The sequence below is a fragment of the uncultured Aquitalea sp. genome (assembly GCF_945957525.1).
Classification (GTDB): domain Bacteria; phylum Pseudomonadota; class Gammaproteobacteria; order Burkholderiales; family Chromobacteriaceae; genus Aquitalea.
The window spans coordinates 1-11,867 of sequence record NZ_CAMFLA010000017.1 but is presented as its reverse complement, the minus strand read 5'-3'; the positions used below and the strand labels follow the sequence as shown (position 1 = coordinate 11,867).

Sequence of the window (11,867 nt, the reverse complement as noted above, 5' to 3'; positions counted from 1 at the left end):
GGTAAACCGCCAGCCATGCCCGACGTTATTAGGCTTATTTCCGCCTTCCAATCCAGAATCCACCTGATGAATTCGCTAGAACTACGCGCCAGCCTCGGGCTGGCAGGCATTTACGCCCTGCGCATGCTGGGCATGTTCCTGATCATGCCCATCTTTGCGCTCTACCTGCAGCACTTGCCGGGCATCGATGGCGATCACACCAAGATTGGCTATGTCATGGGGGCCTACGCCCTGGTGCAAACTGTTCTTCAGCTTCCACTGGGCATGCTCTCCGATCGCATCGGCAGAAAGAAAGTTATTTACGCAGGCCTGCTGATTTTTGCGGCAGGCAGCCTCGTCTCAGCCATTGCCACCAACTACGAAACCATGCTGGCAGGCCGCTGCATCCAAGGCGCGGGGGCCATTTCCGCCGCCACCATGGCCCTTCTCGCGGACCTGACCCGAGAAGAAAACCGCACCAAGGCGATGGCCATGATCGGCATGAGCATCGGCACCACTTTTGCGGCCAGTCTGGTCATCAGCCCGATCCTTGACCGCTACATTGGTTTGCATGGCATTTTCCTGCTCATCAGCGCGCTGTCCATCCTCGCTATTTTCGGCGTCCGATTCATCATTCCCAGTCCAATCATCTCCCGGGCGCACTCCGACACCGGCACCAAAACCAAGCACCTGCCGGCCGTGCTCAAGAACAGCCAGCTGCTTCGTTTCAACTTCGGCATCTTCGCCTTGCACGCCTCGCAGATGGCCATGTTTGTCACCATCCCCTTCGCCCTTGTCAAAACCGCCGGACTCGACAAGGCCCACCACTGGGAGGTGTACCTGCCCGTGACCGTACTCGGCTTCTTGCTGATGGTGCCGGCCATCATCTACGGCGAGAAAAAAGCCCGCCTGAAGCAGGTATTCATCGGCGCCATCGCCCTGATGACCGCCGCCCAGCTGGGCATGGCGCTGGCGCTGGACAGCTTCTGGCAGATCGTGATCTGGCTGGGCCTGTACTTCATCGCCTTCAACATCCTGGAAGCCACCCTGCCCTCGCTGATCTCCAAAATCGCACCGGCCGACGCCAAGGGCACGGCCATTGGTGTGTATAATACCGCCCAGTCTTTCGGCCTTTTCCTGGGCGCCGCAATTGGCGGTTCGATTTACACTCACTTCGGCCCAGCCGGCGTGTTCAGCTTCACCAGCTTGCTGATGCTGGCCTGGCTCATCGCCTCGCTCAGCATGGAAGCCCCCAAGGCAGTCAAGTCCGTCATGTTCCACATCGGCGAGCACTGGCAGGGCGACGCCCTGACCCTGTCCCGCCAGCTGGCCGCTGTCGCCGGCGTCAGCGAGGCTATCGTGGTGCTGGAAGACCGCGTTGCCTACCTGAAAGTGGCCCAGCAAGGGTGGCATGAAGACCAGGTAAAAGCCCTGATCGCAACAACGCAGCACAGCGCCGCCTGAGCGGCGCAGGCAACAGCAACACCGGCAGCCAGCGCGCTGCCGGCATCATTGATTCGGAGAACACATGAACAGCATCACTTTTGACGGTCGCCTGGCGGCGGACCCCGAACTGCGCTACACCCCGAGCGGCGAACCGGTGCTGAGCTTCCGCGTGGCCAGCGACATCGGCTTCGGCGAGCGCAAAACCACCAACTGGTTCAGCTGCCAGGTATGGGGCAAGCGCGGCGAATCCCTGAAGAACTATCTGGCCAAGGGCCAGCAAGTTACCGTGTACGGCCAACTCACCCTGCGCGAATGGCAAGACAAGGAAGGCAACAAGCGCCTGTCGCCGGACGTGCGCGTCAATGAGCTGAGCATGCAAGGCGGCCGCAACGAATCCAGCGGCTCCAACATGGACAATGGCGACGCCTACGGCTATGAAGCCCCGGCCGCCGCCCGCCCCTCCGCCCCTCCCGCCGCCCCCCGCCGCATGGAGCCGAAACCGGCGCCCAAACTGGACGACATGGACGACGACATTCCGTTCTGATCCGTTTCCCAGACGCTCAAAGCAAAACCCCCACCGGCAAGCCAGTGGGGGTTTTTCATTTGCAGTGGCATTCACCCACCCAAGCATTTCGCCCAAAATCCGAGCCGGATCATATACTTGGACGCAGCGCTCTCGCTCCCCAAGCCCCGGAGACCGACATGACAGACCGCATTACCGCCACCCCAGCAGCCAGGGCCTTGCTGCAACGCCTGAGCCAACGCCACGGCCCCTTGCTGCTGATCCAGTCAGGCGGCTGCTGCGACGGCAGCGTCCCGCTGTGCTACCGCCGAGATGAATTTCACATTGGCGACCACGACATCCTGCTTGGTGAAATGACGGGCACGCCCTTCTACATGAGCCCGGAAATATTCGAGTACTGGAAAAACTGCCAACTGACGCTGGACGCCGAAGCGGGCCGAGGCGGCGGCTTCTCCCTGGAAACCACGGAAGACATGCGCTTCATCACCCACTCCAGGCTGTTTGCCGAAGACGAACTGGCCGTGCTGGCCCAGCAGGAAAACACATCAACCAGCTAAGCTGCGCCTGCTTTTCAGCACTCCTGCAGCCCAGTCGTTCAGTGCCCACGGGTCAAGACTGTTTTCACTGCGTCTAGCGGCACAGCAGCCAACCAACCAGGAAGAAAACCAGCACAGCCGCCGGCTAGCCACAACGCGCCGTTTGCAGTACAATCGCAGCTCTTATCTGGGGGCGACCTGGTTTCGACGGGGGTTGCGAAGCGGATGAGGGCATACCGGGATTTCAGTCACCCCGTAAAACGCTGAATTTATATAGTCGCAAACGACGAAACTTACGCTCTGGCCGCTTAATCGCCGCCAGACTCTGCAGCGGTTCGCTGATGGGCCGTGGAGGCAACTCCCGCAGAGTCACTTTACATCAGCTCGCCTGAAGTCGGGTTACTTGACTCTAGGTTAAATCCAAGGTGACTCGCTATTATCCAGCCTGCCCGTCGGCGTGATACTGGTTAAATCCAAATGACACGGCTAAGTATGTAGAACTCACCGTAGAGGACTTTCGGACGCGGGTTCGATTCCCGCCGCCTCCACCAAACTCTAGGCAACGGCAGACAACAAAAGACAGTCAAAACCCATATGTGGTGCGACTTTCCAAGTTGTCTGCCGTTTTTCATTTCTGTCTCACGTCGCCACAAACCGTTCTGGTTTTCTCCCAAATTTCTCCCAAATTTCGCAGACAAAAGCCATCCATGAGATTTACTCATGACAACAACAGCCCATGCATGGCCGTGTCCGAAATTTTGTTTAAAGCTGCCATTGGCCGCTGTTCTGCTGAATGCTAGCTTAGGCCGAATGGCAGCCGACCAGGCCTCGCCACCGGCTGTTGCTCGACCTAAGCGGTCACTCAACAGGTAAGTGTGGAGCGACAGGTTTACACAGAATACCGGACACGTCCGGCCTAACGCCGCAAATCACAGGCGACAAAAAGCAGCGCTTTTGGGCGTCCGAGTGCATTTGCCTTGTTATGAGTGTACTACACAGCCCTCTACACTCCTTTCATTCAAGGTAAATTCAGCTTTAAAATGTTCATTTAATGCCTTTTGAATATCATTAATAGTTACGTTGCCCTTTAGGTATGTAAATCCGTGCAAACTCAAGGAACCTGATACATCATTCTTTATAGAGAATAAGTCTTCTATTAAATCAATCGCTTCTAGGCTCTGCCAGCAAAAAGGAACGACACCAGAGTGAATAAAGGTATTTGTCCATGAATTTATTGATTTCAATAAGTCTATACATACAGGGAAATTTATAAAATTAGGGTTGTCAGCAAAAAAGTCTAGCAGAGAATTTATTGGAACAAACTTAAACCCACCACCAACTTTTTCGATTTTTTTCAAGCCAATCATGTTCTTTAACCTAATTTCTATAGATTGACGTATTAAGGTTGGCATTGTAGAGAAATTAAAGTTTCTACAAGTTGTTTCAGCTATGTTTTTGTGGGTGAAGTATGAAAACTTCGCATGTAGAAAGAATTGATGACTTGATAGACAGTTATCACGGATGACTCGATTTTCCAAGGCTAAATTGCCGACTGAAATTTGATCAAGCAATGAGATATCACAAATTAATTCTTCGGTAAGTAACACTAAATCGTTTTCAGTTAGAAAATTTCGATAATATTCGTTGAACTTAGACTCTTCGTTAGTAACTTTCTCAATTTGATTACAAGCTGATTTGCATTGTGCGTTAAACCAGTCTTGATCTATATCGCTACTGTACAGGTGGTAAAGGTATTGGTCTGTATTTTTATTGTTTAAATAATTTTCCAGCTTAATCTTTAAGTCAATAAGATTGGACTTGTTGTGTTCTAGATTACGCATTGCAATTTTATCTATTTCTTCTGAAATATTCACGTGTGCTCCTTACACTCATAACATGGAAGTAACCGGCCTTGCGCGGCTTTATGCGCAAGGTCCGTGTTGACCGCAGGGTTAGGCATCACGTCATCCGCCCGGGACAACTTAGATATCTCTTGGGCTTCGAAGCAAGTAGCAAGTATTGGATATTTCAAGAAAGCCAGGTAGTAAGCCTGCTGTACCCGGATGCAGCCGTAGCTCCCATGTTTGATTGTTGTATTCCAATATGGGTACATCAAAGAGGATGTTTGGCCTGCAGTCCCGATGGGAGGAAGCGTCGTTGGACAAGTCGACGTTTGCAACAGCTCCACGCCAAGTGAACCCAAGAAGGATTCCGTCAGCAGCGGGTTGCCGATTTGCACCCTGTGGCGTGTGATGAAAGTGTGCAGAACTTACAACGCCAATACCAAAAATCTTTCCTGTGGCATAGATAGATTGGCCAGATTCGTGGTCAGACACATGATAAATCGGTAAGGCCCTCGACTGTTTCGTATCCGATTCAAAGTTAGCGCGAGAATACGGCGTCGCATTAATGGATAGCCATTTGTCAGACAAGGGGGGCGGAGAAAGCATGTTGAGAATCTTGCTAAACATGGTCGTGAAAGTTGAGCGATGCCTAACGCCTGAGTTAAGCGGTGCCGGAGCACCGAGGATGCGCAGGGTACCAATACAGGCCATGATAATGCCGAAGGCATGGCCTTTATCGGCGTCCGCTTGAACGACCAGTTAGGCTGTTCGCCAAAAAGCAAGAACTAATGAGTCGATAATTATGGTTTGCTTTGAAGCTAAGGTAGGACTCGGACATAGTCATTTTTGTTCGGGCAATTAGGAATATGCTTCAACGTTGCTCCATAGCGTGTGCTATACAACTTTGCTGCTTTTGTATTCGATGTCGATACGCCAACGAATACGAGTTGCGAGCAATTTTTTTGAATTGCTTCATGGATCAGTTGATCAATTATTTTCGAACCGTAACCATGGCATCGGTACCCTTGGTAAATGTCGATCGTCACAATTCGAAAGACTCCTCCCGCTACGAAGTCACCTGTAGCGTGCCCAACCTTGACCTTGCAGAGATAGGCTGTAAGGTAGAAACAGTTGGGTGGGAATGCAGTCCACTCAAGCGAGATTTTTAAGCGGCAAAAGAGTCGTCGAAGGATTGTAGTGCTGCGCATTTTGCGGTCCGGGTTGAGCGCCATGTTAGGTACGGGTATTTATTCCTTGAGGCCGAATGCCCATTTCTTGTGTCAGTTCGGCTTGACGCTCGATCAATCCGAGCATGAGAGTCTCAAGATAGGCTTTTGCCCCCGGGGAGATATTCGGATTGTTCAACATTGCTTGGGCCGAAGCTAAATCGCGAATGTTTCTTGCTGTCTGCCCAATTTGACGATTTCTGTGGTCCTGTCGTTGCCTTTCTTCTCTCTCCGCAGCGTAATACAAGTCAGTTATTGTCGTGCTGATGCCTGTTACAGTGATGTCTGGTGGTGAGGTAACCGTGAGGCGAGTGATGATTAAATCATCGCGGCTTATTTCAAATAACGGAGAAAAACTGTCAAGGCTTCGGCGAAAAACAATGGGGCGATGATGTGTTTTTATTACATCCCAGAATTGCTTATAGTTTTCACCTTTGTTCGCAAGCGTCCTGTAGGGCGTCGAATAATCAAATGTAAACGCTTCGTTTGAGACAAGCTTTGCCGATTCCTCGGCGACAATCAGGTCATCATCGGCGCAACCTTCTGCCAATGCCTCACAAACCCTTTGAATAGTTAGGAGCTTGAAATATGTCGTGGACAAGCGATTCAAGTAATGAACGATTGACCAGACTGGAAATGAGGATTCACTAACTAGACGTAATTGCCCGGTGCCATCGTTCAAGAGATTGACCATCTGAGTCGTTCCTTTGTGTACGGCCTAACGTGTGAATTAACTGGCGCGCGTCAGCGCGTCCGGTTGAATGAAATGTTAGAGCTGCGTCGAAGCAGAATCGCACCCGCGCAGCCCACCAAAAAACCTTGCAACAGCAACCAACGAAGCAGCCAGAAGTTGGCCGCATAAACCTGTAATGCCGTCAGCCAGCTTGTTTGCGTCCAACGCGGCAAGTTTTACGGGTGGCAACCCAAGTTGCATGACGAAGCGCCAAGCTGGCAAGTCGCCGCCAGTCGAAGAAACCCACCTGACAGCAACCTTCTAACGTGAAATATACGCCTATGCAGATGTATTTGGTTTATCTGAGTGTATAACTAGGTATGGCATGCGCATTTGTCATTGCTTTGCAAGCTATTGGGGTTGCCAATGCCTGAAAGTACACAGCCAGATGGAACTGCTGCGCCACGCTTGCTCGATGTGTTGCGCCAGACGCTGCGAGTCAGGCACTACCGCCTGCGCACCGAGCAGCAATACGTCAATTGGGGATGGCGCTTTTTGCGCTTTCACCATCATCGGCACCCTCGCGAGATGGGGGCGGCAGAGGTCAGTAGCTTTCTCACCCATCTGGCCGTTGAAGGTCAGGTGCCGGCATCCACGCAAAATCAAGCATTGTCTGCGCTTCTGTTCCTTTATCGTGATGTACTAATGCTGAGCTTGCCCTGGCTAGATGAAGTTGTTCTGGCCAAACCGTCCAGGCATCTGCCAGTCGTTCTAATGTCGGCTTTACTGCCACTAGCTGCCAATGACATCGATGTTATCGACAGCCAGCTTTGGCCGAGTTGTACGTTCAGGCTGTCCGTCAGGTAACCAATCGAAGCGGCTACTCAAATGGCAGGTCTGCGGAAATGGCGACCGGCAGCAGTTGGCCGGTATGTGCCCTGAACGGACGCTCAGGGCAGGCTGGGTGTAGGACCACTAAGGCCGATCTGCCTCCATTCCCGCCTGCTCGGCTGCAAGCCGGCCAGAGCGGTCGCTCAGTTTTTTGACCGCGATGTCAGCAATTTCCAGGAAAGCAGCCCTTCGGGAGGCGGGCATGCTGTGTGGTATCTCGGGGCGAATCATGGGCTTGCAATCACACGAATGTCCACGTTCGCAATGTCCCTCAGATACATATAGCTGGTACCAAGAACTGTCATCACTCTATCGGTAACCTCGCGAACAGAGATGGCCGGCTGCACAATGAAAAAGCCCATGCGCATTTCCACATCGCGCGACTTAAGCCTCAGCAAGTCAATTTGCTGGGGTGTGCCTTTAAGCAAGCGTTGCATACCTCCCTCTTGACCATTGCTATACCGATTGAGCAGGCGTTGGAAGAGCTCAGGCCCCTTGTGTAGCCATTTCGCAGAGCGGCTTGCTTGTCCTGCAACGACATATGCATCATTTACACGCGCACCTGGCTGGTGGCCGCTACTACAGTACTTGCAGTGGTAAAGATCCACCACGATGTGATCTGCAGCATGTCGAACCGCAACCAGGTCAGCAACTTCTCCGGCACCGTCATCGTTGAAGACAATGTCGTAGCCTTCAGAGATCTTCTGATAGGTAAAGCCCTGCACAGAGTCAAAATCTGCGGCATGCGTCATGGACTCTTTGTGGATGTTCGTCGTACCCCAGTCCCAGCTAGAAAGCAGGCTGCTCGGCAGAGTCACATTCAGTGACGCGTGGGTGTAATAGCGATAATTTCCGATGACGATTGAGCCATCGGCTTGAAGTAGGCGCAGACGCTCGCGATCAAGGTACTCGTGAAGGTCGTGTTGTTTGCTACCGATGCGAATACTTGCCTGCCCCGTTGAGTACCGATATCCGTCATCTTCAAGGCTGGCGCGGATTGTCAGTAAATCAAGCTCTTCGCCGGCAGGCGTCACTGCGGAAAGTGGAATGGCAAGCGTATTTGCGCTCTCCTTCACGGGCAGGCCAAGCTTGGTATCTAACAGCGAGTAGGATGTTCCTCCGACGGAGATCGTGCATCGGCTCTCAGTCTCGACACCCAGTGAGTCTGGCCAATCTGCAAAAAATATCCCATCTGGCCAGTGCCCCTGCAATTTCTCTGCACGCATGACGTTACGAAGGATCGCCGCAGTGTCGATAGAGGAGTCGTTGATCTTCGAAGCAACCATGTCGCACCACTCCACCCACTCGTTGACGGCTCCAGTGTCCATCTTCCATAGCTTGCCCTTGGCCGAACACCCCGCCGTTGTACTCTCGCCAGCTGCGTGACCAACGCCAAAGATATTCGACTTGATTGAGCGACCATTCTCTAAGTCATCCATGACACGGTTAACATCTTGTCCGACGTGCATGGTAAAGCGAACATCTCGACCGGACCGACTTAGCCCAACGTTTTGGAGCTTGAGTCGGTTGATGCCATGCATGACTCTGAAAACGTCGTCGCCGTTAATTCGCCGCGCTGTCTTGGCCACAAGAGATTGAAAACGCGCAGCTTGGCGCTCATCACCCGTACACGAGATAAAGAGTGTTGAATCACTCTGACGGTAATAGGCGAGATACAGGTGCCACGTCGAGCCATAGATTGAGTCGCTCTTCGCCCACGCTACAGGGGCAACTTCGTTGGTGACCGCCATGACAATGGTGCCATCATCGCTAACTGAATGAAGCGCCAGCTCCTCTTTGGGACTACCCAGATGCCGGACCGATTGGGGGTGCCAATTTGCTGAGGTAAGCCGGTACGCGAGAGTACTGATATTAGGGGCTGGGTTGAGAGCCGCGATTTTGGCGCTATCCGTGTCGCCTTCGAACCTCGCCTCAAACTCCTGCCGTTGTAGCTCGCGACTGATACGATCAGTACTAACTTCGCGAATTATCAGGCTCCAATCTGCACTTTCCTCGTATAGACGTTTCATCGGGCTGTCAGCGCGCTGGTTGGCAATGTTTGCCACAAACTTCGCGGTTCCCAGACGAGAGTCAGTGCGAGTGAGGCGACCGATGAACTGCAAAGTGACGGCTGGGCTCTGATGTTGGTCATGGATCGCGGCGATCTTGAGCTCAGGCAGATCGAATCCTTCTCCGAACATGTCGACACAAACGACAATCCGACTTTTCCTCGCCCTGATTTGCTCGAAATCGCGCTCTTTGTGCTTACTTTTACTGTGGATGACCACCGGTTCGAACTCGGCACCTAGTTCGGAGTAGAGCCTAAAAATCTGGTTCGCCTTGGCGATCTTGGCACACCGGGCCATAAGGATGTGGTCGAAGCCTGCCTCGACGTCGGCGACTAGGAGCTCGATTGCCTTGGCGGCGATCGTTCGGTCGATTTCGCTAGTCACATATTCTCGGACAGGGAAAAAGTCGATTCTCTGAAAGTAGTTGTCTCGTTGCGCCTGACTCAAAGAGTAGTTGAAGATGATTTTGCCGTTGAGACGCTGCTGGTCGAGCCGGAAGGGAGTAGCAGTGAAACACACCGTCGGCTTTGGCTCAAACGCTTTACGAATTCGGCCCCAAGTCACTGCCGCTACATGATGTGCCTCGTCAAATATCAAATGCGTGTAGTTAGCAGCGAATGCATTCAGTTCATCATCGCTCAACTGCGCGAGCGCAGCAGGCGTTGCGATCGTTACGTTAGCTCCAACGATCGCACCGAGGTTCAGCGTGGCATTACGGCCATCGATGCGATGAACAATAGGGGAGAGAATATCCGGGGAAATTGCGTTTATCGCGCGAAGTCGCGCTAGCGTGGCAAGGCGGTCGCCAATCTGTGTGCGCAGTGCATCGGAGGGGACAATCAGCAAAGTGCGGGGAAAAAGGCCCGCAATGATGATCGAAAAGATAGTATCCGTTTTCCCGGTACCTGTCGGCATGACCACTGTTGCCGGGACTGCGGGATCGGAATCGAGGTGAGAGAATACCGCAAATGCTGCTGCCCGCTGCGGTTTTCGAAATCCTGTGAAGTTGTTGAAATTACTCTCGACCGCGAAGTTCAACCTGCCATCGGCCCAACTCCGGTAGACGGCATTTTCTCGGTAGAAATCGACATCAACATCCATTGCGAATACCCCCTTACTGAAGATCCGATTGTGCCATCGCGTTGAAGATCAAGGCATACCAATACAGGCTGCTGCACTGGTCACCCTGCCAGTGCAGCTCATCCGGAAAACTGGCCGCCCGCAAAGGATCGGCAAACGTCAGCGCCAGTGTGCCGCCAAACAATGCCTGGTTACCCGCGACAAAATCTGACAGAAACGCCCTGGTTTACTCAATATTCAATCACAGCTCCACGGAAAACCCTGCGTCGCTCAACATGCCAATAACGAACACAAGCAGATATGAAAGTCCCTTTGATATCAATAGATAAAAATTACTGCACTTGAGTTACCTTACACCTCACCCCCAGCTCTTTGGCACGCTGTGCCAGCTCCGGCGGCAGCGGCGTCTCCGTTACCAGGATACATTTCACATTGGTTTCGTAAGGTAGGTTTTCCGCCTCTTTTACGGCCCGGTATTTCACGCATTGATAAATGCCACGCTGTAAATCCGCCTCGTTCGATCGGCGCGATTTCACTTCCACCGCGTAATGTTCGTTGCCACAGGAAAACATCACATCCACCTCATCGCCCGAAAGCAAAAGATGTTCTGTCTCTCCCTGGATAAAGCGCTTCGGCAAACCGATGGCCGCCGGATTTTCGGCAACCCACAGCTTCAGACGGCGATGCTCTTCACTTTCGGCAACGCCACCATAGCCCCCCGGATAGTCGTCCGGGTTCTGCTCTTTCTTCAGGCGCACCAGCACATCGGTCCCAAACAGGAGCCCATTGATCTTTTCCCAACGCCCCTCGGCCTGATAGGCATAGATCAGCGCACGCTCCTGCGCTACCGCCTCCAGCTTCTGTTCACGCGTCAGCTTTTCCCAATCGCGGTATTTTCTTTTCTTGTAGCGGTTCGCAAGGTACCCGCCAGCACCAGAACCAGGAATTCCGCTCGGCTGGGTAATCATGACGTTGATCAATGGCGCATCCGAGTCCAGCTCCAGGATACGATTCATCAGGCTGCCCGCCACATGACCGATCTGCGTCGGAAAGATCTTTTTCACACCCAGCTGGAACTCCAGCTCACGCCCGATCGCTCCATAGGTGACGAAAGGTTCATGCCGGGATAGTGCCTGTAACAGCAAAGCCATGGCGTACTGAGGGCCTTCCTCGGATAGCTGCTCGACCGTATAAGTAGTCATGATTTGGTTGTCCGGTCTCAGGGTAGGAAGCCACCATGCGGTGGCGCTGCAAAAGCAAACAGTATCACCATATCGCAATGAGGTGACATTGGCATTTATCAAAAACATCAGCATCACCATCTGGATAGGATAGAAGCAAGCTGATTCCGGTCAGGTACTTCTGGCAGCCGCGAAAGAACTGCAATAACATTGCCATCAACTGAAAAAGCCTGAACAGACCATGTGGATGAAAATGGACGAACTGGACCGCAGCCACTACACCTTGCACGCCTGCGCGCATTGCAAGGGAACAGGTACCTGCACTAGCGGGCCGGACGGGGCCAGCTGCATGGTGTGTGCCAAAGGGCGTGTACTGAATTTTGTGTAAACGGACATTTGGCAGGAAACTGCCACCTAGT

The 11,867-nt window shown here is 52.8% G+C and carries 10 protein-coding genes and 1 other RNA gene; 5 read left to right on the top strand and 6 right to left on the bottom strand.

Annotated features, from left to right (window positions below; genetic code table 11):
• Positions 1 to 66 precede the first annotated feature (66 nt).
• The 4 genes from Q0P52_RS15260 (at position 67) to ssrA (ending at position 3,035) form a co-directional block, all read left to right on the top strand.
• Complete coding sequence (locus tag Q0P52_RS15260; protein ID WP_293764845.1) at positions 67 to 1,443, top strand: MFS transporter; 1,377 nt, start codon at positions 67 to 69, stop codon at positions 1,441 to 1,443.
• 64 nt (positions 1,444 to 1,507) lie between these two features.
• Positions 1,508 to 1,969, top strand: coding sequence for a single-stranded DNA-binding protein (locus Q0P52_RS15255; RefSeq protein ID WP_293764846.1), 462 nt, complete (start codon positions 1,508 to 1,510; stop codon positions 1,967 to 1,969).
• Positions 1,970 to 2,127: 158 nt separating this feature from the next.
• Entirely contained in the window at positions 2,128 to 2,505 is a 378-nt protein-coding gene (locus Q0P52_RS15250) for a DUF779 domain-containing protein (RefSeq protein WP_293764847.1), read from the top strand.
• 168 nt (positions 2,506 to 2,673) lie between these two features.
• Positions 2,674 to 3,035: a transfer-messenger RNA gene (ssrA, locus tag Q0P52_RS15245) on the top strand.
• 429 nt (positions 3,036 to 3,464) lie between these two features.
• Here the strand turns inward: ssrA and Q0P52_RS15240 are convergent.
• The 3 genes from Q0P52_RS15240 to Q0P52_RS15235 form a co-directional block, all read right to left on the bottom strand.
• Entirely contained in the window at positions 3,465 to 4,358 is an 894-nt protein-coding gene (locus Q0P52_RS15240) for a hypothetical protein (protein WP_293764848.1), read from the bottom strand.
• A 788-nt stretch (positions 4,359 to 5,146) separates the two neighbouring features.
• Complete coding sequence (locus Q0P52_RS19350) at positions 5,147 to 5,536, bottom strand: GNAT family N-acetyltransferase (RefSeq protein ID WP_366062530.1); 390 nt, start codon at positions 5,534 to 5,536, stop codon at positions 5,147 to 5,149.
• Between the two features lie 25 nt (positions 5,537 to 5,561).
• Positions 5,562 to 6,248 carry a hypothetical protein gene (locus tag Q0P52_RS15235; protein ID WP_293764849.1) on the bottom strand — a complete coding sequence of 229 codons (687 nt, stop codon included), beginning with the start codon at positions 6,246 to 6,248 and terminating at the stop codon, positions 5,562 to 5,564.
• Between the two features lie 405 nt (positions 6,249 to 6,653).
• Here Q0P52_RS15235 and Q0P52_RS15230 point away from each other — a divergent pair, with 405 nt between their 5' ends.
• Entirely contained in the window at positions 6,654 to 7,094 is a 441-nt protein-coding gene (locus Q0P52_RS15230) for a phage integrase N-terminal SAM-like domain-containing protein (protein ID WP_293764850.1), read from the top strand.
• A gap of 251 nt (positions 7,095 to 7,345) precedes the next feature.
• Here the strand turns inward: Q0P52_RS15230 and Q0P52_RS15225 are convergent, their stop codons facing one another.
• From Q0P52_RS15225 to Q0P52_RS15215, 3 genes are all read right to left on the bottom strand, one after another.
• Complete coding sequence (locus tag Q0P52_RS15225) at positions 7,346 to 10,288, bottom strand: DEAD/DEAH box helicase family protein (protein ID WP_293764851.1); 2,943 nt, start codon at positions 10,286 to 10,288, stop codon at positions 7,346 to 7,348.
• 311 nt (positions 10,289 to 10,599) lie between these two features.
• Positions 10,600 to 11,469 (bottom strand): hypothetical protein, encoded by an 870-nt coding sequence (locus Q0P52_RS15220; protein WP_293764852.1) that lies wholly within the window; start codon positions 11,467 to 11,469, stop codon positions 10,600 to 10,602.
• Positions 11,470 to 11,533: 64 nt separating this feature from the next.
• Positions 11,534 to 11,867 (bottom strand): hypothetical protein (locus tag Q0P52_RS15215; RefSeq protein WP_293764853.1); only part of this gene is annotated, 334 nt, incomplete at its 5' end.

What these genes read in the sequence shown, in the direction of transcription:
- Q0P52_RS15250 (WP_293764847.1), top strand. Translation starts at nt 2,128, where the DNA reads ATGACAGACCGCATTACCGCCACCCCAGCAGCCAGGGCCTTGCTGCAA.
- Q0P52_RS15220 (WP_293764852.1), bottom strand. Translation starts at nt 11,469, where the DNA reads ATGACTACTTATACGGTCGAGCAGCTATCCGAGGAAGGCCCTCAGTAC.
- Q0P52_RS15230 (WP_293764850.1), top strand. Translation starts at nt 6,654, where the DNA reads ATGCCTGAAAGTACACAGCCAGATGGAACTGCTGCGCCACGCTTGCTC.
- Q0P52_RS15260 (WP_293764845.1), top strand. Translation starts at nt 67, where the DNA reads ATGAATTCGCTAGAACTACGCGCCAGCCTCGGGCTGGCAGGCATTTAC.
- Q0P52_RS15225 (WP_293764851.1), bottom strand. Translation starts at nt 10,288, where the DNA reads ATGGATGTTGATGTCGATTTCTACCGAGAAAATGCCGTCTACCGGAGT.
- Q0P52_RS19350 (WP_366062530.1), bottom strand. Translation starts at nt 5,536, where the DNA reads ATGCGCAGCACTACAATCCTTCGACGACTCTTTTGCCGCTTAAAAATC.
- Q0P52_RS15255 (WP_293764846.1), top strand. Translation starts at nt 1,508, where the DNA reads ATGAACAGCATCACTTTTGACGGTCGCCTGGCGGCGGACCCCGAACTG.
- Q0P52_RS15235 (WP_293764849.1), bottom strand. Translation starts at nt 6,248, where the DNA reads ATGGTCAATCTCTTGAACGATGGCACCGGGCAATTACGTCTAGTTAGT.